The sequence below is a fragment of the Massilia sp. LMS1-1-1.1 genome, assembly GCF_040815535.1.
In the GTDB taxonomy this organism is placed as follows: domain Bacteria; phylum Pseudomonadota; class Gammaproteobacteria; order Burkholderiales; family Burkholderiaceae_D; genus Janthinobacterium; species Janthinobacterium aestuarii.
The window spans coordinates 155,736-180,153 of the sequence record NZ_JBFPNG010000067.1 but is presented as its reverse complement, the minus strand read 5'-3'; the positions used below and the strand labels follow the sequence as shown (position 1 = coordinate 180,153).

20 protein-coding genes and 1 rRNA gene are annotated in these 24,418 nt (G+C 61.6%); 16 read left to right on the top strand and 5 right to left on the bottom strand.

Translation table 11 applies throughout. From position 1 onward, the window contains the following. Positions 1-3: 3 nt before the first annotated feature. Positions 4-116, top strand: a 5S ribosomal RNA gene (gene rrf, locus MRBLMS1_RS29840). A 238-nt stretch (positions 117-354) separates the two neighbouring features. Here the strand turns inward: rrf and MRBLMS1_RS29835 are convergent. Further along, the gene (locus tag MRBLMS1_RS29835; RefSeq protein WP_139090509.1) at positions 355-915 is read right to left on the bottom strand and encodes an acyloxyacyl hydrolase; all 561 of its coding nucleotides are present in this window, start codon (positions 913-915) and stop codon (positions 355-357) included. A 268-nt stretch (positions 916-1,183) separates the two neighbouring features. Here MRBLMS1_RS29835 and MRBLMS1_RS29830 point away from each other — a divergent pair, with 268 nt between their 5' ends. After that, positions 1,184-2,080, top strand: a complete 897-nt coding sequence (locus MRBLMS1_RS29830; protein WP_485884043.1) for an NAD(P)-dependent oxidoreductase — start codon at positions 1,184-1,186, stop codon at positions 2,078-2,080. Position 2,081: 1 nt separating this feature from the next. On the opposite strand, the gene MRBLMS1_RS29825 is transcribed toward MRBLMS1_RS29830, so the two are convergent. After that, complete coding sequence (locus MRBLMS1_RS29825; protein ID WP_485884041.1) at positions 2,082-3,275, bottom strand: M20 aminoacylase family protein; 1,194 nt, start codon at positions 3,273-3,275, stop codon at positions 2,082-2,084. Positions 3,276-3,480: 205 nt separating this feature from the next. Between MRBLMS1_RS29825 and MRBLMS1_RS29820 the strand changes: the two genes are divergently transcribed. From MRBLMS1_RS29820 to MRBLMS1_RS29805, 4 genes are all read left to right on the top strand, one after another. Continuing rightward, entirely contained in the window at positions 3,481-5,556 is a 2,076-nt protein-coding gene (locus MRBLMS1_RS29820; protein ID WP_485884039.1) for a molybdopterin-containing oxidoreductase family protein, read from the top strand. Between the two features lie 2 nt (positions 5,557-5,558). Continuing rightward, positions 5,559-6,608: an aminopeptidase gene (locus tag MRBLMS1_RS29815; RefSeq protein ID WP_485884037.1), complete on the top strand. Its 1,050-nt coding sequence runs from the start codon at positions 5,559-5,561 to the stop codon at positions 6,606-6,608. A 277-nt stretch (positions 6,609-6,885) separates the two neighbouring features. Next, positions 6,886-8,568, top strand: a complete 1,683-nt coding sequence (locus tag MRBLMS1_RS29810) for a long-chain fatty acid--CoA ligase (RefSeq protein ID WP_034745464.1) — start codon at positions 6,886-6,888, stop codon at positions 8,566-8,568. 60 nt (positions 8,569-8,628) lie between these two features. Further along, on the top strand, positions 8,629-10,311 hold the full coding sequence (locus MRBLMS1_RS29805) for a long-chain-fatty-acid--CoA ligase (RefSeq protein ID WP_128141633.1): 1,683 nt from the start codon (positions 8,629-8,631) through the stop codon (positions 10,309-10,311). Here MRBLMS1_RS29805 and MRBLMS1_RS29800 read toward each other — a convergent pair. Beyond that, the gene (locus tag MRBLMS1_RS29800; RefSeq protein WP_485884034.1) at positions 10,308-11,480 is read right to left on the bottom strand and encodes an acyltransferase family protein; all 1,173 of its coding nucleotides are present in this window, start codon (positions 11,478-11,480) and stop codon (positions 10,308-10,310) included. The two genes, MRBLMS1_RS29805 and MRBLMS1_RS29800, sit on opposite strands and share 4 nt — an antisense overlap. A gap of 155 nt (positions 11,481-11,635) precedes the next feature. Between MRBLMS1_RS29800 and MRBLMS1_RS29795 the strand changes: the two genes are divergently transcribed. Next, on the top strand, positions 11,636-12,502 hold the full coding sequence (locus MRBLMS1_RS29795) for a LytTR family DNA-binding domain-containing protein (RefSeq protein WP_485884032.1): 867 nt from the start codon (positions 11,636-11,638) through the stop codon (positions 12,500-12,502). Here the strand turns inward: MRBLMS1_RS29795 and MRBLMS1_RS29790 are convergent. Both MRBLMS1_RS29790 and MRBLMS1_RS29785 read right to left on the bottom strand, forming a co-directional pair. Then, complete coding sequence (locus MRBLMS1_RS29790) at positions 12,499-14,091, bottom strand: alkaline phosphatase D family protein (protein WP_485884030.1); 1,593 nt, start codon at positions 14,089-14,091, stop codon at positions 12,499-12,501. The two genes, MRBLMS1_RS29795 and MRBLMS1_RS29790, sit on opposite strands and share 4 nt — an antisense overlap. Before the next feature lie 21 nt (positions 14,092-14,112). Next, on the bottom strand, positions 14,113-14,553 hold the full coding sequence (locus MRBLMS1_RS29785; protein WP_052139932.1) for an acyl-CoA thioesterase: 441 nt from the start codon (positions 14,551-14,553) through the stop codon (positions 14,113-14,115). Between the two features lie 61 nt (positions 14,554-14,614). On the opposite strand from MRBLMS1_RS29785, the gene MRBLMS1_RS29780 reads away from it, so the two are divergent. The 9 genes from MRBLMS1_RS29780 (at position 14,615) to MRBLMS1_RS29740 (ending at position 24,410) form a co-directional block, all read left to right on the top strand. Then, positions 14,615-16,465, top strand: a complete 1,851-nt coding sequence (locus MRBLMS1_RS29780; RefSeq protein WP_485884027.1) for an ABCB family ABC transporter ATP-binding protein/permease — start codon at positions 14,615-14,617, stop codon at positions 16,463-16,465. A gap of 195 nt (positions 16,466-16,660) precedes the next feature. Continuing rightward, the gene (locus tag MRBLMS1_RS29775; protein WP_166446591.1) at positions 16,661-17,617 is read left to right on the top strand and encodes an amino acid ABC transporter substrate-binding protein; all 957 of its coding nucleotides are present in this window, start codon (positions 16,661-16,663) and stop codon (positions 17,615-17,617) included. Between the two features lie 98 nt (positions 17,618-17,715). Further along, complete coding sequence (locus tag MRBLMS1_RS29770) at positions 17,716-18,465, top strand: amino acid ABC transporter permease (protein WP_070303009.1); 750 nt, start codon at positions 17,716-17,718, stop codon at positions 18,463-18,465. A 1-nt stretch (position 18,466) separates the two neighbouring features. Beyond that, complete coding sequence (locus MRBLMS1_RS29765; RefSeq protein ID WP_128141639.1) at positions 18,467-19,159, top strand: amino acid ABC transporter permease; 693 nt, start codon at positions 18,467-18,469, stop codon at positions 19,157-19,159. Between the two features lie 19 nt (positions 19,160-19,178). Next, positions 19,179-19,904, top strand: coding sequence for an amino acid ABC transporter ATP-binding protein (locus MRBLMS1_RS29760; protein ID WP_456147948.1), 726 nt, complete (start codon positions 19,179-19,181; stop codon positions 19,902-19,904). A 37-nt stretch (positions 19,905-19,941) separates the two neighbouring features. Then, on the top strand, positions 19,942-21,390 hold the full coding sequence (locus tag MRBLMS1_RS29755; protein WP_485884023.1) for an amidohydrolase family protein: 1,449 nt from the start codon (positions 19,942-19,944) through the stop codon (positions 21,388-21,390). A 151-nt stretch (positions 21,391-21,541) separates the two neighbouring features. Further along, entirely contained in the window at positions 21,542-22,594 is a 1,053-nt protein-coding gene (gene pyrC / locus MRBLMS1_RS29750) for a dihydroorotase (RefSeq protein WP_034745484.1), read from the top strand. Between the two features lie 6 nt (positions 22,595-22,600). After that, a complete protein-coding gene (locus tag MRBLMS1_RS29745; protein ID WP_485884020.1) occupies positions 22,601-23,419 on the top strand; it encodes a DUF3025 domain-containing protein in 819 nt (272 codons plus the stop codon). Position 23,420: 1 nt separating this feature from the next. Beyond that, positions 23,421-24,410 (top strand): Gfo/Idh/MocA family protein, encoded by a 990-nt coding sequence (locus tag MRBLMS1_RS29740; RefSeq protein ID WP_485884018.1) that lies wholly within the window; start codon positions 23,421-23,423, stop codon positions 24,408-24,410. Positions 24,411-24,418: the final 8 nt, after the last annotated feature.

Sequence of the window (24,418 nt, the reverse complement as noted above, 5' to 3'; positions counted from 1 at the left end):
ATGCCTGATGACCATAGCAAGTTGGTCCCACCCCTTCCCATCCCGAACAGGACCGTGAAACAACTTTGCGCCGATGATAGTGCTGCAACCAGTGTGAAAGTAGGTTATCGTCAGGCTTGTTATTCGCCGTAGAGAAAAACCCGTCAAGCAATTGGCGGGTTTTTTTTCGTCTGGTGGTTTGTTGGGCGCCGCGGGTGGTGTCGGCTTACGCGCTGCGCGCTAAGCCGACCTACGGTCAGACCCCCTCGCCCATTAGCTATGCACTCTGCGTTAGCGGCATTGAGGGTCTGACCCCGGTTGTACAGACGAAAAAAAGGCAGCGCTACGCGCTGCCTTTGTCATTTATCACCTTCATTAAAAGTGATAAGCGACTTTGACGTTCATGTAATTGACGCCGCTATTCGGTTTCTTGTAGCCGCCGTTCGAGAAATGCTGGATCTTCGCAGCGACTTCCCATTTGTTATTGAAGACATAGCCGACGCCGATATGGTCGCCGAACTGGAAATGGGTCGACAGGCGGTCATCGTCGTTGTTGTACAGTTTCGACAGCATGTGCACGCCGATGCCGGCTTCCGCATAGAAGCCCAGCTTGTTCGTGTTTTCAAAGCGGAACACGGGGGTAAAGCCCAGGTCCCACAGTTTTTGGTGCTGTCCTGGGACATTCTGATAGCTCTTGGCATCCCAGCCGCCGATGCTGGCATCCCAGTAACCGCTCAGCTGCGTGCCATTCGATACAAACCAGGCTTTATCCCAGTTCGAGGTTACGCCGGCACGCACCATCTGTACTTTGACGCCCTTGGCATATTCGCCGTAGACGGAGTCGATCAGTTTGTCGTCGGCGGCAAAGCCGGCGTTAGCCGCCATCAGCGCGGCAACGGCGGCGATGGATTTGAGGAGATTCTTCTTGAAGGACATAGAGACTTTCATCGTAAAATTGGCCGTCAGGCTTGTCTTGTTTGCGCAGGCACCTAAAGTAACCCCCAATAAATTATTGTGATTTCTGGCTTTCATAACCGGCGCTCTGCGGCGTTGCTCACTGCTTGCAGTGCTCGCACTGCGTCGCAGCGAGCGCCTTGCATAGCATCCGGTTCTGTTCGTCATAAATTCACACTCATTTCCCGAGGATTACTTAGTCTTGCACACTACTCCCGCCACCTGTTTGATCTCAGAGGTTGAATTGACATTGTCTACAAAAATCGCATTTCTCGGTATTGGCCTAATGGGAGGGCCGATGGTTCGGTGCCTGCTGCGCGCTGGATATTCTGTCACAATTTGGAATCGCACGCACAGCAAGGCCCAAGTCCTGCGTGCGGCAGGGGCGCAGCCCGCCGTTTCCGTGGCTGAGGCGGTCAGCGGCGCGGACGTGGTCATCTCGATGCTGGAAGCCGGCCCCATCGTGGCAACGGTGCTGGAGGAGGCCCTGCCGGCCTTGTCAACTGACGCGCTCTGGGTAGACATGAGTTCCACCAAGCAATCGGAAGCCCAGCAATTTCATGCCATTTTGCACGCTGCGGGGCATGGCTTCATCGATGCGCCCGTGTCGGGTGGCGTCGGCGGGGCGCAGGCGGGCACCCTGGCCATCATGGCCGGCGCCAGTGCCAGCGATTACACGAAGGTTGAAACGATTCTGTCGGCCATGGGCCGCCCGACTCTGGTGGGCCCGGCCGGCAGCGGTCAAGTAGCCAAGCTGTGCAATCAGCTGATCGTCGGTGCGACATTGACGATCGTGGCAGAAGCGCTGTTGCTGGCCCAGGCGGCGGGCGCCGATGCGAGCGCCGTGCGGGCGGCCATCCGTGGCGGTTTTGCAGAGAGCAAGATTCTGGAGGTGCATGGCCAGCGCATGCTGGAGCGCAATTTTGTTGCCGGTGGCCAGGTGAAGAGCCAGATCAAGGATATGCACAACATCCTCGCGGCGGCAGAAGCGGCCCATGTGACCTTGCCGGTGACGCAACTGGTGACGCAGCGTTATGAAACCTTGGCCGCCAGCCACCCGACGGCCGATCACGCGGCCGCCTTGCTGGCCCTGGAAGCGTTGAATCCGGGCCAGCGCCTGGGGGCCGGTCCGGATCAGCTGAGCTGATTTAAGCGATGGGCAGGCTTGCTTCGGCCAGCTTGACCCAGAAACTGGCGCCGATCGGCAGCAGATTGTCGTTGAAGTCGTAGCTGCCATTGTGCAAGACGCACGGGCCCAGGCCGTGGCCACCATCGCGGTGCTCGCCGTCGCCATTGCCGATGAAGATGTAGCAGCCGGCTTTTTCCTGCAGGAAGAAGGCGAAATCTTCGGCGCCCATGGTCGGCTCGACATTTGCGTTGACCTTGTCCGCGCCCACCACGCTTTTCATGACTTCGACGGCAAACGCCGTTTCTTTCGCGTGGTTGACCAGCGGCGGATAGTTGCGCTTGAAGTGGAAATCGACTTCCGCGCCAAAGGCGGCGGCCGTGTGCACGGCGATCTCGCGCATGCGCTCTTCGATCAAGTCCAGCACGGGCTTGGTGAAAGTGCGCACGGTGCCGACCAGGCTGGCGTCATCGGGAATCACATTGGTGGCGCTGCCGGCATGGATTTGCGTGATCGACAGCACGGCCGTGTCGAGCGGACTCTTGTTGCGCGTGATGACGGTTTGCCAGCTTTGCGCGATTTGCACGGCCACCATGACGGGGTCGATGCCCTTGTGAGGCTGGGCCGCATGGGCGCCCTTGCCTTTGACGGTGACGTGGAATTCATTGCTGGACGCCATCATGGGCCCTTCCACCACGCTCAGGGTGCCCGTTTCGGCGCCTGGCCAGTTGTGCATGCCGTAGATGGCATCCATGGGAAAGCGCGTAAACAAGCCGTCTTCGATCATTTCGCGCGCGCCGGCGCCGCCTTCCTCGGCCGGCTGGAAGACGAGGTAGACCGTGCCATCAAAGTTCCGGTGCTGCGCCAGGTAATGGGCGGCGCCCAGCAGCATCGCCGTATGGCCATCGTGGCCGCAGGCGTGCATCTTGCCCGGGTGGCGTGAAGCATGCTCGAAGGTATTCATTTCCTGCATCGGCAAGGCATCCATGTCGGCGCGCAGGCCGATGGCCCGTGTCGACGTGCCATTTTTGATGATACCGACCACGCCAGTGCGGCCCAGGCCGCGTACCACGGGGATGCCCCATTCCGTCAGCTTGGCGGCGACCACGTCCGAGGTGCGCTGTTCTTCGTAGCACAGCTCGGGATGCGCGTGCAGGTCGCGGCGGATACCTTGCAGCTCGGATTGAAACGCCAAGATCGGATCAACTAGTTTCATGGGACTCTCCTGTGGATGCTGGCACGCAGCAATGTATGGCGCGCCGGACCGCGCTTGCTTGATCGAAAACAGGCGCGGCTAATAGTGCATTGTAGCCCTTGTTTGCCGGGTAAATCCAGCGCACGGACGTGCTTGCCACGGCGCCAACAGCAAGCGCGCGGAATGGTTTACAGTATCGCCTTCCCCCAACGTTTTGGATTGCCCCATGACCACCACCCAAGTGCGCGCCGCCTGCCCGCTCGATTGCCCCGATACCTGCGCCTTGCTGGTCACCGTGACCGATGGGGTGGCCACGGCCGTCAAGGGTGATCCTGACCATCCGACCACGGCTGGCGTGCTGTGCACGAAGGTATCGCGCTTCACGGAGCGCACCTACCATGCGGACCGGTTGCTGCATCCGCTGCGGCGCGTGGGCAAGAAGGGCGAAGGCAAGTTCGAACGCATCAGCTGGGAAGAAGCGCTGCAGACCATCGCCGCCCGCTTGAAACCGATCGCCGCGCGCGATCCGCAGGCGATCTTGCCGTACAGCTACTGCGGCACCATGGGCCTGGTGCAGGGCGAATCGATGTCCTCGCGCTTCTTCAACCAGCTCGGCGCTTCCCTGCTGGACCGCACCATCTGCGCCTCGGCCGGCGCCACGGGCTACCGCTACACGGTGGGCGCCAGCATCGGCACGGACATGGAGCAGTTCCAGAACGCGAAATTGATCATCATCTGGGGCGGCAACCCGATCGCCTCGAACCTGCACTTCTGGATGCGCGCGCAAGAGGCCAAGCGCAATGGCGCGACCCTGATCGCCATCGATCCCTACCGCTCGCTGACGGCCGAAAAATGCCACCAGCATATCGCCTTGCTGCCGGGTACCGATGCGGCCCTGGCGCTGGGCTTGATGCATGTCTTGATCACGGAAGACCTGGTCGATCACGACTATATCGCGCAGTACACGGTCGGCTATGCGGAATTGAAACAGCGGGCCCTGGAATGGCCGCCCGAGCGCGTGGCCGAGGTGTGCGGCATCACGGCCACGGAAGTGGTGGAACTGGCGCGCCTGTACGGCCAGGCATGCCGCTCTGGTGAGGGCGCCGCCATCCGTGCCAACTACGGCGTGCAGCGCGTGCATGGCGGCGGCATGGCCGTGCGCAATATTGCCTGCCTGCCCGCGCTGACGGGTGCCTGGCGCCATCCCGCCGGCGGCATGCAGCTGTCGAGCTCGGGTTCCTTCCCCGTCAACCGCAAGGCCCTGCAGCGTCCGGACTTGCTGAAAGGTACGCCGCGTACCATCAACATGAGCACCATCGGCGACGATTTATTGAAAGAAAGTTCCGCCGAGTTCGGCCCGCAAGTCGAGGCCGTGATCGTCTACAACTCGAACCCGCTGGCTGTGGCGCCTGACTCCTCGAAAGTGGCGCAGGGTTTTGCCCGCGAGGATTTGTTTACGGTCGTGCTTGAGCACTTCCAGACCGATACAGTCGATTACGCCGACATCGTGTTGCCCGCCACCACGCAGCTGGAACATGTCGATGCGCACTCCACCTACGGTCACCTGTACATGATGGCGAATAACGCGGCCGTGGCGCCGCTGGGCGAAGCGAAGGCGAATACGGAAATTTTCCGTTTGCTGGCGCAGCACATGGGCTTTGATGACCCGTGCTTCCAGGAAAGCGACGACGCGCTGGCAGCCAAGGCGTTCGATACGAGCGATGCGCGCGCCGTGCATTTCGATTGGGAATCGTTGAAACGCACGGGCTGGCAAAAGCTGGCCATGGCCGAGGCGCCATTTGCCACAGGCGGTTTCCCCACGCCATCGGGCAAGTGCGAGTTGTATTCCAGCGCCATGGCGCAGGCGGGACTCGATCCCTTGCCGGCGTACATCGCGCCGCACGAATCGCTGGCCAGCAATCCCGCGCTGGCGGCCCGTTATCCGCTGGCCATGATTTCCCCGCCGGCGCGCAACTTCCTCAATTCCACCTTTGTTAACGTGAAAAGCCTGCGCGCGGCCGAAGGCGAGCCGCACCTCGATATCCACCCTGACGACTGCGCCGCGCGCGGCATCGTGGCCGGCGACATGGTGCGCATCTTCAACGACCGCGGTAGTTTTGTGGCCAAGGCCAGGGTGACGGACAAGGCAAGACGCGGCCTGGTGGTGGGCTTGTCCGTATGGTGGAAGAAACTCGCCAGCGACGGCAAGAACGCCAATGAAGTGACGAGCCAGCGCTTGACGGACATGGGCCGCGCGCCGACCTTTTACGATACGCTGGTCGAAGTGGAAAAGGCTGGCTGAGCATGGTGCGCTGGCCGGCCCGCTTGCTTGTCGGCATGCTGTGCCTGTCGCTGGGCGGCTGCACGCAGCTGCGTTACTACACGCAGGCGGCGCAGGGACAATATGCGCTGTGGTCAGGCGCGCGCCCCATCGGCGACTGGCTCGATGACCCGGCCACCGAGCCGCGCCTGAAGGTGCGCCTGGCCAAGGCGCAGCAAATTCGCCGCTTTGCCGTCAGCGAGCTGGACTTGCCGGACAATGGCAGCTACAAGAACTACGCCTCCCTGCGGCGCCCCTTCGTGCTGTGGAACGTGGTGGCCACGCCGGAACTGTCGCTGCAGCCGCTGCAATGGTGTTTTCCCATCGCCGGCTGCGTCAATTACCGCGGCTATTACAGCAAGGAAGAGGCGCTCGCGTATGCCGCCGAACTGCGGGCCCAGCATTACGACGTGCAGGTGGGCGGCGTGCCCGCGTATTCGACCTTGGGCTGGTTCGACGATCCTTTGCTGTCGACCTTTATCAATTACAACGACGCGGAACTGGCGCGCCTGATCTTCCATGAACTGGCGCACCAGGTGGTGTACGTACCCGGCGATTCGGCCTTTAACGAGTCGTTTGCCAGTGCCGTGGAAGAGGCGGGTGTGCAGCGCTGGCTGGCGCGCGAGGGTAATGACGCGATGCGCGTCGCATACGCCCAGTATGCGGCGCGGCGCCAGGATTTCCTGGCCCTGCTGCTGCGTTACCGGGGCGAACTGGAAGCCGTGTATGCGAGTGGCGCCAGCGATGCGGAGAAGCGCGCGCGCAAGGCGCAGGTGTTTGCGGCATTGCAAGACGCGTATCAGGTGCTGAAGAAAAACTGGGGTGGCTTTGCCGGTTACGACCGCTGGTTCGAGCAGCCGTTGAGCAATGCGCACCTGGCTTCCGTGTCTACCTACAATGAATTTTTGCCTGCCTTCAAAAAATTGCTGGAAGAAAAAAAGAACTTTCGTGCTTTTTATGCTGCAGTGCACACAATGGCCCAGATGAACAAGCCTGAGCGCAGGCGTGCGCTGGAACAATTGTCCAGCCCGTGACCCGTAAAGATTGTCCCGTACGCCGAGCCAGACGATCCTGCAACAGTGTATTTATCATGTTGCGTTGCAGCATAAAATACCCCTAGAGTTGCCGCTCGAATACTGTTGAAAGCGCTTGCATGGAAGCGCGGCGCCCGATAGCATCGCATTAGTAGCATAGAGCAATTGCTCGTCAGAATGCTCAAACTGACTGCAGGACAACAGAATCCGCAGCAATGATCCGCGCCGGCAGGGTGCGCCGGCTCCCCCACGATTATTCGAGACAAAGAGGCACAGGATGGAAAAAATTTGGCTGAAGTCGTATCCTCCCGGCGTCCCCGCCGACATCGATCCTGATCAATATCGTTCGCTGGTGCATCTGCTGGAAGAAGCGTTTCAAAAATATGCGGACCGCAATGCCTATGTCTGCATGGACAAATTTCTCACCTATGCCGAACTCGATACCTATTCGCGCCAGCTCGGTGCCTGGCTGCAAAGCCGTGGCCTGAAAAAGGGCGCGCGGGTGGCCCTGATGATGCCGAACGTGCTCCAGTATCCGGTGGCGATCGCCGCCGTCTTGCGCGCCGGCTACACGGTAGTCAACGTCAATCCTCTGTATACGCCGCGCGAACTCGAGCATCAGCTCAACGATTCGGGCAGCGAGGCGATCATCGTGCTGGAAAACTTTGCCCATACCTTGGAGCAAGTACTGGCCAAGACGGCCGTCAAGCACATCATCGTTGCCAGCATGGGCGAAATGCTGGGCGGCTTGAAGGGCGCGATCGTCAATTTTGTCGTGCGCAACGTCAAGAAGATGGTGCCCGCGTATTCCTTGCCGAACGCCATGCGTTTCAAGCAGGCGCTGGCGCTGGGCAGCCGCATGAAACTCACGCCTGTCGAGCTGAGCATCAATGACGCTGCCTTCCTGCAATACACGGGCGGCACGACGGGCGTGTCGAAAGGCGCGACCTTGAGCCACCGCAATGTGATCGCCAATGTGCTGCAGAGCGAAGCATGGTCGGGCGCGGCGCTCGACCAGAACAGCAAGGAACAGATGATCGTCGTCTGCGCCTTGCCGCTGTACCATATCTTTGCCCTGACGGCGTGCGCGATGTGGGGCACGCGCGTGGGCGCCCTGAATATCCTGATCCCGAATCCGCGCGATATCCCGGGCCTGATCAAGGAGCTGGGCAAGTACAAATTCAATCTGCTGCCAGCGGTCAACACGCTGTATAACGCGCTGGTGAACCATCCTGATTTCGCCAAGCTCGATTTCTCGGGCTTGAAGATCGCCAATGGCGGCGGCATGGCGGTGCAGCAAGCCGTCAATGACAAATGGCTGCAAGTGACGGGCGTGTCCATCATCGAAGGTTATGGCCTGTCAGAAACGTCTCCCGTCGCCACCTGCAACCGTGCCGATACCACGGTGTTTTCCGGCACCATCGGCTTGCCCGTGCCTTCGACCGATATCGCCATCCTCGACGATGACGGCAAGGAAGTACCGCTGGGCCAGACGGGCGAAATCGCCATCCGCGGTCCGCAAGTGATGAGCGGCTATTGGAACCGTCCCGATGAAACGGCCAAGGTCATGACGCCTGATGGCTACTTCAAGTCGGGCGACGTGGGCATCATGGACGAGCGCGGTTACGTGAAGATCGTCGACCGCAAGAAAGACATGATCCTCGTCTCCGGCTTCAATGTGTATCCGAACGAAGTGGAAGCCGTCATCGCGGCCCATCCGGGTGTGCTCGAGTGCGCCTGCGTGGGCGTGCCGGACGAACATTCTGGCGAAGCCGTGAAAGTGTTTGTCGTGCGCAAGGATCCGAACCTGACCCAGGCAGTGCTGGCCGCGTATTGCAAGGAACAATTCACAGGCTACAAGCGGCCGAAATACATCGAGTTCCGCGATGAACTGCCGAAGACCAACGTCGGCAAGATTCTGCGTCGCGCCCTGCGTGACGAAACGAAGACAGCAGCATAAACAGTGCAGGGTGTGCGCATCAGGCTGCACACCCTTTTTACAGATAAAGATGAGGCATAGATGGACAAGATTTGGTTGAAGTCGTACCCGGACAGCGTTCCCACAGAGATTGATTGCACGCAATACCGGTCCGTCACGCATTTGCTGGAAGAGTCGTTCCAGAAATACGCGGACCGCAACGCGTTCGTGTGCATGGATAAATTCCTCACGTATCGCGAGCTCGACAAGCTGTCGCTGCAGATGGGTGCCTGGCTGCAAAGCAAGGGCCTGAAGACGGGCGCGCGCGTGGCGATCATGCTGCCGAACGTGCTCCAGTATCCGGTGGCCATGGCGGCGATTTTGCGCGCCGGCTACACGGTGGTCAACGTCAACCCGCTGTACACGCCCCGTGAATTGCAGCATCAGCTGATCGATTCGGGCAGCGAAGCGATCATCGTGCTGGAAAACTTCGCTACCACGGTCGAGCAAGTGCTGCCGCACACGCAGGTCAAGCACGTGATCGTGGCCACCATGGGCGACATGCTGGGGGGACTGAAAGGCACCATCGTCAACTTCGTCGTGCGCAAGATCAAGAAAATGGTGCCCGCGTTTTCCTTGCCGGGCGCCATCAGTTTCAACAAGATGCTGGCCGAAGGCGCACGCTTGAGCCTGACGCCGGTGCAGCAGGGGCATGACGATATCGTCTTCCTGCAATACACGGGTGGTACGACGGGCGTGTCGAAAGGCGCGATGTTGTTGCACCGTAACGTGATCGCCAACGTGCTGCAAAACGAGGCGTGGATTTCGCCCGTGATGACCAAGGAAATGCGCGCCACCTCGATGGGATTCATGTGCGCCTTGCCGCTGTATCACATCTATTCGTTGACGGTCAGCGCCCTGATGGGCATGCGCGTGGGCGGCTTGAACGTGCTGATCCCCAACCCGCGCGACATTCCCGGTTTCGTCAAGGAATTGTCCAAGCACAAGATTGTCGTGTTCCCGGCCGTCAACACTCTGTACAACGCGCTGCTGAACAATGCCGACTTCGCCAAGCTCGATTTCTCCAGCTACAAAGTGTGCAATGGCGGCGGCATGGCCTTGCAGCGCAATGTGGCCGAACGCTGGCTGAAACTGACGGGCTGCCCGCTGATCGAAGGCTATGGCATGTCGGAAACGTCGCCCGTGGTGACGGGCAACCGCGTCGATATCACGGAATTTACGGGCACCATCGGCTTGCCTTTCCCGTCGACGGAAGTGGCAATCTTGAACGACGATGGCGTGGAAGTGCCGCTGGGCGAGCCGGGCGAGATCGCCGTGCGCGGTCCGCAAGTGATGGCCGGTTACTGGCAGCGTCCGGACGAGACAGCCAAGTCGATGACGGCAGACGGCTTTTTCAAGACGGGCGACGTGGGCGTCATGGATGAACGCGGCTATGTAAAAATCGTGGACCGCAAGAAGGACATGATCATCGTGTCCGGCTTCAATGTGTATCCGAACGAAGTGGAAGACGTGGTCGCTTCCTGCCCTGGCGTGCTCGAGTGCGCCTGCATCGGCGTGCCGGACGCCAACGCGGGTGAAGCCGTGAAAGTGTTTGTCGTGCGCAAGGATCCGAACTTGACGGTGGAACAGATCCGCGAGCACTGCAAGCATGAATTGACGGCCTACAAGAAACCGAAATACATCGAGTTCCGCGATGAATTGCCGAAGACCAATGTCGGCAAGATCTTGCGCCGTCAATTGCGCGACGAAAAGAAGGTTGCCTAGTTTGCCGCCAGGCTTGTGTCCGCCGCCAGCTTCCGTGCTGGCCGGGCGGGCAAGCCGAAGCAGGGGCGCAGCCAGTTCACCTTGCTGATCAGCAGCGACGTCCCCAGCCAGCAGGTCGCCACCGTGCCGGCCAGTACCAGCAGCGGTTCCACCACTGGCCCAAGCTTCAGGGGCACGAGCCAGTAGGCCAGCACGATGATCGCGCTCTGATGCAATATGTACCAGGGAAAGACGGCCTGGCGCGCCCATGGCAGCCAGGCAAAAGGGCGGTTCAATAGCGTATGCGACCAGCCCAGAATGGCGCAGATGGCCAGCCACATATACAGGTTGCGCATGGGCCAGGAGCCGAACGAGGCCCAGGTCAGCAGATTCTCCGAATAAATCTGGTCGAACACCATATACACGGCAAACGCGCCCAGGCCCAGCCACAGCGTATGCCAGCGCAGACGCGCCAGTTCCGCCCACAATCCCTTGTCATTGCCCAGCCACCAGCCATACACGAACATCGTGAAATACATGGCGTGCGCATACCAGTCGTGCACTACCGCATGGGTTTCCGGATAGCGCATTTTGAGGAAGACTGTCGCGGCCAGTGCGGGCAGGGCCGGCAGGACGAGCAAACGCCAGCCGCGCAGACGCCGGAAGTACGGTTTCATCCGCTCCAGCAGCGGCTGCAGCGCCGCCAGCACGACGATGTACAGCAGCAAATACACGAGATACCAAAGATGGTTCCAGGTAAAACCATATTGCCAGCCATCGAAGGCGCCTGCGGGCCAGGCGTAGCCGCCAAAATAATGGAGCAGGAATTGTCCATAGCCAGGCTCGACCAGGCCCTTGCTGACGCCTTCGCAATATGGCTGGACGGGGATGATCACGGCCATGCCGAACAGCAGCGGCAACAGCAGGCGCTTGGTCCTGCGCCACAGGAAGGCGCCGCGCGAGGCCTGCGTCATCATGGCGCACGAGACGCCGGAGATGAGGAAGACGATTTCCATGCGCCAGCGGTTGAGGAAGACCAGCGGCATGTTCAAGGCATCGGTGGCGTAGCTGCTGTGCATGTGAAAATTCCATCCATCCATGTACAGCAGGGCGGTGTGATAGCCAATCAGCAAGCTGAAGACGAGAAAGCGCAAGGCGTCGATATCGTGGCGGCGGGAGTCCATGGTCATGATCGTGGGCGATTGATGAAGGAGGCCCCAGCATAGGCAGCGGCGGGGCTGCCAGCCAGCGAAATGGGACCAGTGGACGGTTGGCTGGGACGAATGGATCGCCTGGGACGGGTGTGGGACCTTACAATCATGTAACTCATTCATCGTCCGAAACCATGCACATCGCTTCCACTGACTTGTTGCAACGTTATCAACGCTGGCGCCGTGTGGCCGAGCCGGGATTCTGGATCGTGCTGACCGTGTTGCAGGCCAGCGTCAACAGCTGGCTCGTGTGGCTGGACCTGCGGCGCACCGGGGTCAATACGCCGTTCTGGGAAGTGGCTGTGTGGGAATGGAGCAGCAATCTCGTGCTGCTGGCGCTGGTGCCTGTGGTCGTGCTGGCGGGACAGTACCGGCCCCTGCACCTGGTATTCCAGCGCCAGAACCTGCGCTGGCATCTGGCGGCGTCGGTTGTCTACAGCCTCGTGCATGTGGCGGCCATGGTGGCCTTGCGCAAGCTGGCGTACTGGAGTGCCGGCAGTGATTACGATTTCGGTAATTGGTGGCGCGAGTTGCCGTATGAATACCTGAAAGATGTGCGTGCTTACTTCCTCGTCTTGCTTGCCGTAGGCTTTTACCAGTTGCTGCTGATGCGCTGGCAAGGCGAGGCGACCCTCCTCGGTGAACCTGATGAAGGACCGGCCGTGGAACCTGTGCAGCAGCCGGAGCGCTTCCTCGTGCGCAAGCTGGGCAAGGATTTTTTGCTGCCCGCCGGCGACATCGAATGGATACAAGCCTGGGGCAATTATGTGAATTTGCATGTGCGCGGGCACGATTACCCGCTGCGCTCGACCATGGCCGCCATCGAGCGCCGCCTGGACGGCAAGCGATTCGTGCGCGTGCACCGCAGCTATATCGTCAACCTCGATTTCGTGCGGGCAATCACACCACTGGAATCGGGCGATGCGCGCGCCATGCTGTCCACGGGCGGCGAGGTGCCCGTCAGCCGGCGCTACCGCGATGGCTTGAAAAGTAGTTGCTAGCTGCGCTGCACGCCCGCCTTGCCGTCCTGGACGGTAAAGCGGGCCAGTGTCGCGATGCTTGACGCGCTGTCGCGCACATTCTCCAGGCCCTGGAACAGGGTCGTGGTTTTCTCCGGCGTGATCTCCATCAACATATAGCCGCGCTTGTCGCTGCGCCCGTAGCGGATGTGCGGGTTCATCGCCACGTACTGTTCCGTGCGCGCCTGCGGGCGGGAACTCGAGGTAATCGATGTACCGCAAAACTCGGTGGCCAGCACGGGATTGTTCTTGCCGGTGGGCCGCATGGCGTTGCGGCTCAGTTCCGTGGCATAAAAGGTGTGCACGTCGCCCGACAGCACCAGCGGATTGCTGGCCTTGCTGCTTTGTAAGGCGTCGAGCAGGTGCTGGCGCGCCATCGGGTAGCCATCCCAGCCATCGGTCCAGACGCGTTCGTCGCCGGGCCGCACGATGGGCACCTGGCTCGATTGCGCCATCAGGGTTTGCTGGGCCAGAATATTCCAGCGCGCTGGCGAATCATCGAGGCCGGCTTGCAGCCAGCGTTGCTGCTCCTCGCCCAGCATCGTGCGCTGCGGTTTGCGCAGGTCGGGGCAGTTGCGCGTGGTGACGGAATTGGAGCCGCCGCGGCCCGGCCTGGCGCACGCGTGATAGGCGCGGTATTGCCGGTCGTCCAGCATGTGGAAGCGCGCCAGACGGCCCCAGTCGTAGCGCTGGTAGATGCGCATGTCGACAAAGCCCCGCCGGCCCAGCGGCAGCAGGCGTAGCGGCATGTGTTCATAAAACGCTTGGTAGGCGGCCGCGCGGCGCTGCAAAAAGGTGGGCGTGAGCAACTCGTCGCGGTCATTGCCGTAATCATTGGCCACTTCATGGTCGTCCCAGGTGACGATCCACGGCGCGGCCAGGTGCGCGCCCTGCAAGTCGCGGTCGCTCTTGTATTGCGCGTAGCGGGCGCGGTAGTCGTCCAGCGTAAAGCTTTCATGCGTGCGCACGGCCCGGCCCGGATGCTGCAGCTGGTACGGTCCCCATTCATAAATGTAGTCGCCGAGGAAGGCCACCAGGTCGGGCGCGGCTGCCGCGATGTGCCGGTGCGCCGCATAGGCGCCGAATTCCCAGTGCTGGCACGAGGCGACGGCCAGTTTCAGCGAGGAAGGCATGGCGCCGGACGCGGGCGCCGTGCGCGTGCGGCCCACGGGACTGACGGCGTCGCCAAAGATAAACCGGTACCAGTACCAGCGCCCGGGCGCGAGACCGCCGGCGTCGACGTGCACGCTGTGCGCGAGGGCGGGCATGGCCGTGGCCTGGCCCTTGGCGGCGATGCGGCGAAACGCCTCGTCTTCGGCCACTTCCCAGCGCACGTTCAGGGCGATGGCGGGCGTGGCGGCTGCGTGCAGCGGGTCGTGGCAGATGCGCGTCCACAGTACGACGGCGTCGGGCAAGGGCGAACCGGAAGCGACACCGAGCGCAAACGGATAGCCGGCGCCATTCATGCGCGTGGCGGCACTCGCGCTGGAACCGGACAGCACGCTGCCGGCCGCGGCCAGTGCCGTGATGCGCGCAGCGCTTTGCAGGAAAATGCGGCGCTGGCTATCCATGGTGTGGAATGATTGCGACAATCAAGGTGACAGCAAGGTCTCGATCGGCGGCACCTTGCGCGGCTTGCGGTCGGAGTCCGTCGCCACGTAGATCAGGGTTGCTTCCGTGACTTTCACGATGCATGCCTGCAGGCGGTTGCGCTCGGCATATACCTCGACATTGACGGTGATCGAGGTATTGCCGACCTTGACGATGTCGGCGTAGAACGACAGCAGATCGCCGACGAAGACGGGGTTTTTGAAGACGAAGGAATTGACGGCGATAGTGGCGACGCGGCCGTTGGCACGCCGCGTGGCCGGCAGGGAACCGGCGATATCGACTTGCGCCATGATCCAGCCGCCGAAGACGTCGCCGTACACATTGGCGTCGGACGGCGCGGGCATCATGCGCAATTCCGGCATTTTTCCGGCGGGCAGGCCGGAGGCGAGGCAGTTGTCGGGACGGTCTGGGGAGGTGCTCATCTTTTATTCTCATGAAAGGCTACAATTGCCCCGATTGAACCATAAAAAGCCGACCTTCGCCATGCGCCGTTCCCAGACTTCCCCTCCGCCCCGCTCGCCCGCTTCCGCCAGCCACAGCGATTTCGCCACCATCAAGACCTTGCTGCCGTATCTCTGGGTCTACAAATGGCGGGTGCTGCTGGCGCTGCTATGCCTGGTGGGCGCCAAGCTGGCCAACGTGGGCGTGCCCCTCATCCTGAAAAAACTCGTCGACGCCATGACGATCACGGCGGCCCATCCGCAAGCGCTGCTGGTGCTGCCCGTCGGCTTGCTGGTGGCCTACGGCTTGCTGCGCCTGTCGACCACCTTGTTTACGGAATTGCGCGAATTCCTGTTCGCCCGGGTCACGCAGCGGGCCGTGCGCACCATCGCGCTGCAAGTGTTCCGCCACCTGCATGCGCTGTCCCTGCGCTTTCACCTGAACCGCCAGACGGGCGGCATGACGCGCGACATCGAACGGGGCACGCGCAGCGTCGGCTCGCTCATTTCCTACACCCTGTTCAACATCTTGCCGACCCTGGTGGAAATCACCCTCGTGCTCGGCTACCTGGTCTTGCATTACGATATCTGGTTCACCGTCATCACGGCGGTGGCGCTCGTGTCCTACATCGCATTTACCGTACTGGTGACGAACTGGCGCACGCATTTCCGCCGCACCATGAACGACCTCGATTCCAAAGCGAATACCAAGGCCATCGATTCGCTGATCAACTATGAAACCGTGAAATATTTCGGCAACGAGGATTACGAAGCGAAGCGCTACGACGAAGGCTTGCAGCGCTATGAATCGGCGGCCGTGAAATCGCAGACCTCGTTGTCCCTGCTGAACACGGGCCAGTCCCTGATCATCGCCACGGCTGTCACCTTGATTTTGTGGCGCGCCACGGTGTGCGTGATTGCCGGCACGATGACCCTGGGCGACCTGGTGCTGGTGAACGCCTTCATGATCCAGCTGTATATCCCCCTCAATTTCCTGGGCGTCATCTACCGCGAAATCAAGCAAAGCCTGGCCGACATGGAACGCCTGTTTTCCTTGCTGAACGAAAACCGCGAAATTGCCGATACGCCGGACGCCCAGCCGCTCGTCACGCGGGGCGCGGCCGTGCGCTTTGCGCACGTGGATTTCAGCTACGAAGCCAAGCGGCAAATCCTGTTCGATGTGGATTTCCAGATTCCCGCCGGCACGACGACGGCCGTGGTGGGCCACAGCGGCTCGGGCAAGTCGACCCTGTCGCGCTTGCTGTTCCGCTTCTATGAAGTCGATGGCGGCAGCATCACCATCGATGGCCAGGACTTGCGCAACATCACACAGGATTCCCTGCGCGCGGCCATCGGCATCGTGCCGCAGGATACGGTCTTGTTCAACGACACCATCGAATACAACATTGCCTACGGCAAGCCGGGCGCCAGCAAGGACGCCATCGTGGCGGCGGCGAAAGCGGCATCGATCCATGATTTTATTGAAAGCTTGCCAGATGGCTACAACTCCATGGTGGGCGAGCGGGGCTTGAAACTGTCGGGCGGCGAAAAGCAGCGCGTGGCGATTGCCCGCACCTTGCTGAAAGACCCGGCGATATTGATCTTCGACGAAGCCACTTCGGCGCTCGACTCCAAGGCCGAACAGGCGATCCAGTCGCAGCTGAAGGACATCGCCAAGAACCGCAGCACCCTGGTCATCGCGCACCGTTTGTCGACGGTGGCCGACGCCCAGCAAATCCTCGTGCTCGACCATGGCCGCATCGTCGAGCGGGGCACGCATCCGCAATTGCTGGCGCTCGACGGCCTGTATGCGCAGATGTGGCAACGCCAGCAGGCGAACATGGACGATGAGGCGCAAGAGGACGAGTTGGCGGGTCTGGCGCCGGCAAAATAAATCGGGAATGTGAAATCAGTAGGAAAAATGCTACAGCCGCGCTGATTCCAGCGCGCGTATAGCGCCTATTTGCGGGCAATCGCAGAAAATGGCTGGTCGGGTGCTGAAAATGAAATAAAATTAATTCCAATGGTGGCGTCTGCACCACAGTTGTTTCGTTCGGAGTCCATCCGGTTTGTCCGCCCAGGAGAATTTATGAAATTGACCAAAATCTTCGCCACGCTGCTCAGCGTCGGTGTCATCAGCAGCATGTCGCCAGTCCAGGCTCAGGAATTGACCGGCACCTTGGCCAAGATCAAGAAAGCCGGTTCCGTCACCCTCGGTGTGCGCGACGGCTCCGTGCCCTTCTCCTATCTCGACGACAAACAGCAATACCAGGGTTATTCGATCGACCTGTGCATGAAAGTCGTCACGGCCCTGCAAAAGCACCTGGGCCTGAGCGAACTGAAAGTGGTGATGAGCCCCGTCACCTCGGCCAACCGCATCCCGCTGATGGCCAATGGCACCATCGACCTCGAATGCGGTTCGACGACGAACAACCTGGAGCGCCAGCAGCAAGTGGCATTCGCCCCGACCATGTTCGTCATCGGCAACCGCGTGCTGGCGAAAAAATCCTCGAACATCAAGACCCTGGAAGACTTGCGCGGCAAGACCCTGGTCGCCACGGCCGGCACGTCGACCATCAAGCAGATGACCATCCTGAACAAGGAAAAGAACCTGGGCATGAATATCGCCGTCGGCAAGGATCATCCCGAATCGTTCCTGATGCTGGAAACGGGCCGCGCGGTGGCTGAAGCCAACGACGACATTTTGCTGGCGTCGCAAGTGGCCAACTCGAAAAACCCGAACGACTACGAAATCACCAAGGAAGCGCTGTCGGTCGAGCCGTACGGCATCATGCTGCGCAAGGGCGACCCGGCCTTCAAGAAGGTGGTCGACGATGCGCTGATCCGCCTTTACAAGAGCGACGACATCAACCGCATTTACGCGAAATGGTTTACTTCGCCCATCCCGCCGAAAAACATCAATCTGAAATTCCCCATGCCGCCGCAATTGAAGGCCGTGTTTGCCAATCCGACCGACTCCGGCGACCCTGCCGCGTATGCGGCCGTACCGGAAGCGCAGAAGACGTCGGACAAGCGGAAAAAGTAAAGATTGCGTAACAAACCGGGGGGCGCAAGCCTCCCGTTTTATTTGCGGGACGGGTGGCCGGCTGGCCGCTGTCCTCGGGCTGCATGCGAAGGATGATCATGAATTACAACTGGAATTGGCGCATTTTCTGGGAGATTTCTCCCGATGGCGTGGGCACGTATATGGACACCCTGTGGTCCGGCCTGACCTGGACCCTGGCCACGGCCGGTGCAGCGTGGATCATGGCGCTGATCCTGGGCCTGGTGATCGGCACCATCCGCACCTTGCCAAACAAATGGCTGGTGGGCGTGGCCAATGCCTACGTCGAACTGTTCCGCAACGTGCCGCTGCTGGTGCAGATGTTCCTCTGGTATTTCGTCATGCCGGAACTGCTGCCGCCGGACCTCGGTGCCTGGGTCAAGTCGCTGCCGAACGCGCCGTTCGTCACGGCCGTGCTGTGCCTGGGGTTCTTTACTTCCTCGCGCGTGGCCGTGCAGGTGACGACGGGTATCGAGGCGCTGCCGCGCGGGCAGAAACTGGCCGGCACGGCGCTGGGCCTGACCCTGCCGCAAACCTACCGCTTCATTTTGCTGCCGATGGCCGCGCGCGTCATCATGCCGCCGCTGACCAGCGAATTTTTGAACATCATCAAGAACAGTTCCGTGGCCCTGACCATCGGCCTGATCGAGTTGACGGCCAGCGCGCGCGCCATCCAGGAGTTTTCCTTCCAGGTGTTCGAAGCGTTTTCGGCTGCCACCATCATCTACGTCGTCGTCAACCTGCTGGTGGTGGTGCTGATGCACCTGATCGAGAAAAAGGTCGCCATCCCGGGCTTCATCGTCGCTGGCGCCAAGACGGGAGGACATTGATATGTTCGGCAATTTCGACTTCGATGTCATCTCCCGCTCGTGGGTATACCTGTTCCAGACCGGCATGGTCTTCACCCTGAAACTGACGGCGCTGTCCATGGTCGGCGGCATCGTGCTCGGTACCGTGCTGGCGCTGATGCGCTTGTCCAGCAACCGCCTCATCTCGGGCGTGGCGTCGAGCTATGTCAACCTGATACGCTCGATCCCGCTGGTGCTGGTGATCTTCTGGTTCTACTTCCTGGTGCCGTATATCGCCGCCTGGATCATCGGCGCCAACGAGCCCGTGAAAGTGGGCGCGTTCTCTTCCGCGCTGATCACCTTCATCATGTTCGAGGCGGCCTACTATTGCGAGATCATGCGCAGCGGCATACAGTCGATCCCGCGCGGCCAGGTATGGGCCGGCCAGGCACTGGGCATGAACTACTCGCAGACCATGGCCTTCATCGTGCTGCCGCAAGCGTTCCGCAACATGATTCCCGTGCTGCTGACGCAGACCATCGTGCTGTTCCAGGACGTGTCGCTCGTGTACGTGCTGTCGATCCCCGATTTCGTCGGCGCCGCATCAAAAATCGCCCAGCGCGACGGCCGCCTGGTAGAGATGTACGTGTTTGTCGCCGTCGTGTATTTCGTGCTGTGCTATGCCTTGTCGTTCCTGGTAAAACGCCTGCAGAAACGCGTCGCCATCATTCGCTAACCGTAAAAGAAAGAACAAGATGATTGAACTCAATAACGTCAGCAAATGGTATGGCCAGTTCCAGGTACTGACCGACTGCACCACGGAGGTCGCCAAGGGCGACGTGATGGTCATTTGCGGCCCGTCCGGCTCCGGCAAGTCGACCCTGATCAAGACCGTCAACGGCCTCGAGCCGATCCAGCAGGGACAGATCATCGTCGACGGCATCACCGTCAACGATCCGAAAACGAACCTATCGAAGCTGCGCGCGCGCATCGGCATGGTGTTCCAGAATTTCGAGCTGTTCCCGCATCTGTCGATCCGTGAAAACCTCACCATCGGCCAGATCAAGGTGCTGGGCCGCAGCGCCGACGAAGCCAATGCCAAGGGCTTGAAATACCTGGACCGCGTGGGCCTGCTGTCGCAGCAGGATAAATTCCCCGGCCAGCTGTCGGGCGGCCAGCAGCAGCGCGTGGCGATCGCCCGCGCGCTGTCGATGGACCCGATCGCCATGCTGTTCGACGAGCCGACATCGGCGCTCGATCCGGAGATGATCAACGAAGTGCTCGACGTGATGGTGGGCCTGGCGCAGGAAGGCATGACGATGATGGTCGTCACGCACGAAATGGGCTTTGCCAAGCGCGTGGCCAACCGCATCGTCTTCATGGACCAGGGCAAGATCATCGAAGATTGCAGCAAGGATGACTTCTTCAACACGACGCGCTCGGACCGCGCACGCGATTTCCTCGCCAAGATCATCCATTAATTTTTCATCACGTTGAAGTTGAGTACGAATGCCTGACATGAAACAACTAGCCGGCGCCATGCTGGCGCTGGGCCTGCTCGCCCATGCCCATGCGGCCGACAAGATCGCCGTCGACATCGCCCTGCGCGGCGCCACCGTGATCGACGTGGCCGCGGGTAAGGCGGTCAAGGGCAAGACCGTGCTGCTCAAGGGCGACAGCATCGTCGCCGTCGTCGATGACGCGCAGCTGCGCAGCTACGCGCCGAAGCGGACCATCCGCCTGCCCGGCAAATATCTGATGCCGGGCCTGTGGGATACGCACGTGCATTTCGGCGGCGGCCCCGAGCTGATCGACGAGAACAAGCAGCTGCTGCCCTTGTACCTGGCGCACGGCATTACCACGGTACGCGACTGCTCGGGCGACTTGCCCGACACGGTGCTGGCATGGCGCCAGCAGATCAACGCGGGCCAGCTGGAAGGCCCGACGATTTTTACTTCCGGCGCCAAACTCGAAGGCATCAAGCCGCTGTGGAAGGGCACCATCGAAGTGGGCACGCCGCAGGAAGTCACGCGCGCGCTCGACGGCCTGCAGGCGCAGCAAGTCGACTTCGTGAAGATCACGGAAAATACCTTGAAGCCGGAGCTGTACCTGGAAGCGCTGCGCCAGGCGCGCGAACGGGGCATGCGCACGTCGGGCCATATCCCCGTGCAGCTCACATTGGAGCAGATGGCCGATGCGGGCCTGGGCACGATCGAGCATCAATCGTATTTGCTGCGCGCCACCACGCCGCGCGAGCAGGAGCTGACGGCCAAGGTGGCGGCCGGCGCGATGACGGGCAAGGAAGCCATGCAGGCCAGCGTGCAAAGCTACGACGAGCCAACGGCGCGCAAGGCTTTCAGCTACCTGGCCGCGCGCGGCACGGCCATCGTGCCGACCCTGTGGGGCTCGCGCGTGACGGCTTATCTGGACCGCGAAGACCACACCCACGACACGGCCCTGCAATACATCGGCAAGGGTTTGCGCGCCACCTACGACTGGCGCGTGCAGCGCGCCGCCAAGGATGGCCCGGAAGCCATCGTCCAGCGCCACGCGCAGTTCGAACAATCGGCCAAGCTGCTGCCCATTTTGCAGCAGCAGGGCGTGAGCATCATCGCCGGCACCGATGCGGGCTTCTTGAATTCCTTCGACTATCCGGGCCAGGCCCTGCACGATGAAATCGGCCTGTATGTGCAGTACGGTCTGACGCCGCAGCAAGCCTTGCAGTCGGCCGTCATCAACGGCCCCCGCTTCCTAGGCAAGCTGGACCGCTACGGCAGCGTGGCGGCCGGCAAGGCAGCCGACCTGCTGGTGCTCGACGCGAACCCGCTGCAGGACATCGGCGCCACGCGCCAGATCCGCCTGGTGGTCAGCCGTGGCCACGTCTACGACCGCGCCGCGCTGGACCGGATGCTGGCGGAACTGCGTGCCTGGGTGGCAAAGCAGGAAGCGGCGCCGGCCAAGTCCTGATTCCCGTACGCTCCCGAGATTGAAAACGGCCGGTGCGAACCGGCCGTTTGATCGTCCGGCAACCATCGGGCAGTAGCCGGCGCAGCCTGCGAGGCCGCCCCGCGGCTGGTAAAATGGCGCTATTCGCAATGACCGCCTGAGAGCAGCCGCCATGTCCACACTCGATCACACCCCAGCCTCCATCACCATCACCCGTCCGGATGACTGGCATTTGCACCTGCGCGACGGCGCCGTCATGGCCAGCGTGCTGCCGCACAGCGCGCGCCAGTTCGGTCGCGCCATCGTCATGCCGAACCTGAAACCGCCCGTCACCACCACGGCCGATGCCAGCGCCTACCGCGAGCGCATCCTGGCCGCCGTGCCGCAAGGCGTGAACTTCGATCCGCTGATGGTGCTGTACCTGACGAACAACACGTCGCCCGACGAAATCCGCCGCGCGCAGGACAGCGGCATCGTGCAAGCCGTGAAACTGTATCCGGCTGGCGCGACCACCAATTCCGACTTGGGCGTGACGGATCTGAAAAACTGCTACAAGGTGCTCGAAGTGATGCAGGAAGTGGGCATGCCCTTCCTCGTGCACGGCGAAGTGACGGATCCTGAAATCGATATTTTCGACCGCGAAGCCGTCTTCATCGAGCGCGTGATGCGCCCGCTGCGCAGCGCCTTCCCGGCCCTGTCCGTCGTGTTCGAACACATCACCACCAAGGATGCGGCACAGTACGTGGCCGAAGCGGAAGGCCCGATCGCCGCCACCATCACGGCGCATCATCTGCTGTACAACCGCAACGAGATTTTCAAGGGCGGCATCCGTCCCCATTACTACTGCCTGCCTATCCTGAAGCGCGAAGAGCACCGCCTGGCACTGATGACGGCGGCCGCCAGCGGCGACGAGCGTTTCTTCCTCGGCACGGACTCGGCGCCGCACGCGCAAGGCGCCAAGGAAATGGCCTGCGGCTGCGCCGGTTGCTACACGGCCCTGCATGCGATGGAAATGTATGCGGAAGCGTTCGAACGGGCCGGCGCGCTCGATAAGCTCGAAGCGTTCGCCAGCTTCCACGGCCCGGCTTTTTACGGCGTGCCGCGCAATACGGACACCATCACCCTCAAGCGCGAAAGCTGGACCTTGCCGGCCTCGCTGCCGCTGGGCGACAGCCACGTGATTCCGCTCAACGCGGGCGAGCAGATCAACTGGAAAATGGTCTAAGCGTTCATGCTGCCATCGATAGACTGGACCCGCCCCTGGTTTGCCACGGTGCTGCCGGCGCGACGGCAGCTGGACCTGCAGCGCGACACGGTGATTGCCGCGCTCAATGGACGGGCGCGGGCGCTGGATTTGCGCAATCCATCGGGCCTGCCGCTGGCCTTCGTGCCGCAAGCGGACCTGCCCGAAGGCGTGGCCTACGAGGAGTTCATCGGCGCGACGGGCGGCGTGCCCACGCGCGACAATCTGCACGATTTTTTCAACGCGCTCGTGTGGCTGACCTTCCCCCGCATCAAGCGTCAATTGAATGCGCTGCAGGCCGCGCAGATCGCGCTGTCGGGCGTGGGCAAATCGCGTGGTCCCGCGCGCGATGGCGCGACGATTTTTGACGAAAATTCCGCCTTGCTGGTGCTGCGCGACAGCGACGCGGGGCGCGCGCTGGACGCGGCCTTGCGCGGGCACGACTGGCGCAGCGCGTTCATTGCGCAGCGCGAGAAATTTGGCGCGGGCGGCGATGCCGATGTCTGGCTGTTCGGCCACGCGCTGATGGAAAAACTGGTGGCGCCGCGCAAGGCCATCACGGCGCATACGCGCGTGATCTTTGCCGGCGACGCCTACTTTGCGCTCGACGATGCGGCACGCCGCGCCTGGCTCGACGAACGGGTGACGCAAGACCTGGCGCAGCAAGGTCTGACCACGGCGGACTTCACGCCGCTGCCCGTGCTTGGCTTGCCTGGCTGGTGTGAAGACCAGGACGACGATTTTTACAATGACGCGGCGGTGTTCCGCCCGAAGCGCAAGGTGGCTGGCGCAGAAAGAGATCAATAGCATGGAAAATACCGTCCGCTGGGGCATCCTCGGCACCGGCAAGATCGCCCGCGCGATGGCCAATGGCTTGCGCGATGCGCCCGGCGCGCAACTGGTCGCGGTCGCCTCGCGCAGCAGCGCCGGTGCGCAGGCCTTTGGTGCCGAATTCGGCATCGAACGCTGCCACGGTTCCTACCAGGCGCTGGCCATGGATCCCGGCGTGGACGTGATCTACATCGCCACACCGCACACCCTGCACGCGGAAAATGCCTTGCTGTGCCTGGCCGCCGGCAAGCACGTCGTCTGCGAAAAACCGTTCACCATGAATGCACGCGAAGCGCAGGCCATGGTCGACATGGCGCGCGAGAAAAAACTGTTTTTGATGGAAGCCATGTGGAGCCGTTTCCTGCCCGCCGTGCAGGAAGCGCAACGCATTATCGCCAGCGGCGAGATCGGCGTGCTGCGGCAGGTGCAGGCCGATATCGGCTTTGTCGCCAATTTCCCGCCCGAGCATCGCATGTTCAATCCGGAGCTGGGCGGCGGCGCATTGCTCGACGTGGGCATCTATCCGCTGTCGATGGCGGCCTTCTTCCTCGGCCCCGTATCGCAGGTGCAGGCGCTGGCCGAGATGGGCGCTACCGGCGTCGACGAGCAGGTCGTGTTCTCGCTGCTGCATGCGGGCGGCGGCACCTCGTCCTGCGCCTGCAGCCTGCGCGCGCAAACGCCGACGGAAATGACCATTTCCGGCAGCCTGGGACGCATCCGCTTGCCCAGCCGCTTTTACAAACCCGATCACCTGATTGTCGAAACGATAGATGGCGAACGCCGCGTCGTCGCCGCGCCCCATCTGGGCAATGGCTATGCGCATGAAGCCATCGAAGCCATGCGCTGCATCCGCGCCGGCCTGCTGGAAAGCCCCCTCATGCCGCACGCCGACAGCGTGGCGCTGATGCGCAACCTTGACACCATGCGCGGCCAGATCGGCCTCGTCTACCAAGCCGACCAGGCGTGAACAGGAAC

Excerpts from the sequence above, each read along its gene's own strand:
- MRBLMS1_RS29835 (WP_139090509.1), bottom strand. The coding sequence starts at position 915 with ATGTCCTTCAAGAAGAATCTCCTCAAATCCATCGCCGCCGTTGCCGCG.
- MRBLMS1_RS29825 (WP_485884041.1), bottom strand. The coding sequence starts at position 3,275 with ATGAAACTAGTTGATCCGATCTTGGCGTTTCAATCCGAGCTGCAAGGT.
- MRBLMS1_RS29820 (WP_485884039.1), top strand. The coding sequence starts at position 3,481 with ATGACCACCACCCAAGTGCGCGCCGCCTGCCCGCTCGATTGCCCCGAT.
- MRBLMS1_RS29815 (WP_485884037.1), top strand. The coding sequence starts at position 5,559 with ATGGTGCGCTGGCCGGCCCGCTTGCTTGTCGGCATGCTGTGCCTGTCG.
- MRBLMS1_RS29810 (WP_034745464.1), top strand. The coding sequence starts at position 6,886 with ATGGAAAAAATTTGGCTGAAGTCGTATCCTCCCGGCGTCCCCGCCGAC.
- MRBLMS1_RS29805 (WP_128141633.1), top strand. The coding sequence starts at position 8,629 with ATGGACAAGATTTGGTTGAAGTCGTACCCGGACAGCGTTCCCACAGAG.
- MRBLMS1_RS29800 (WP_485884034.1), bottom strand. The coding sequence starts at position 11,480 with ATGACCATGGACTCCCGCCGCCACGATATCGACGCCTTGCGCTTTCTC.
- MRBLMS1_RS29795 (WP_485884032.1), top strand. The coding sequence starts at position 11,636 with ATGCACATCGCTTCCACTGACTTGTTGCAACGTTATCAACGCTGGCGC.
- MRBLMS1_RS29790 (WP_485884030.1), bottom strand. The coding sequence starts at position 14,091 with ATGGATAGCCAGCGCCGCATTTTCCTGCAAAGCGCTGCGCGCATCACG.
- MRBLMS1_RS29785 (WP_052139932.1), bottom strand. The coding sequence starts at position 14,553 with ATGAGCACCTCCCCAGACCGTCCCGACAACTGCCTCGCCTCCGGCCTG.
- MRBLMS1_RS29780 (WP_485884027.1), top strand. The coding sequence starts at position 14,615 with ATGCGCCGTTCCCAGACTTCCCCTCCGCCCCGCTCGCCCGCTTCCGCC.
- MRBLMS1_RS29775 (WP_166446591.1), top strand. The coding sequence starts at position 16,661 with ATGAAATTGACCAAAATCTTCGCCACGCTGCTCAGCGTCGGTGTCATC.
- MRBLMS1_RS29770 (WP_070303009.1), top strand. The coding sequence starts at position 17,716 with ATGAATTACAACTGGAATTGGCGCATTTTCTGGGAGATTTCTCCCGAT.
- MRBLMS1_RS29765 (WP_128141639.1), top strand. The coding sequence starts at position 18,467 with ATGTTCGGCAATTTCGACTTCGATGTCATCTCCCGCTCGTGGGTATAC.
- MRBLMS1_RS29760 (WP_456147948.1), top strand. The coding sequence starts at position 19,179 with ATGATTGAACTCAATAACGTCAGCAAATGGTATGGCCAGTTCCAGGTA.
- MRBLMS1_RS29755 (WP_485884023.1), top strand. The coding sequence starts at position 19,942 with ATGAAACAACTAGCCGGCGCCATGCTGGCGCTGGGCCTGCTCGCCCAT.
- pyrC (WP_034745484.1), top strand. The coding sequence starts at position 21,542 with ATGTCCACACTCGATCACACCCCAGCCTCCATCACCATCACCCGTCCG.
- MRBLMS1_RS29745 (WP_485884020.1), top strand. The coding sequence starts at position 22,601 with ATGCTGCCATCGATAGACTGGACCCGCCCCTGGTTTGCCACGGTGCTG.
- MRBLMS1_RS29740 (WP_485884018.1), top strand. The coding sequence starts at position 23,421 with ATGGAAAATACCGTCCGCTGGGGCATCCTCGGCACCGGCAAGATCGCC.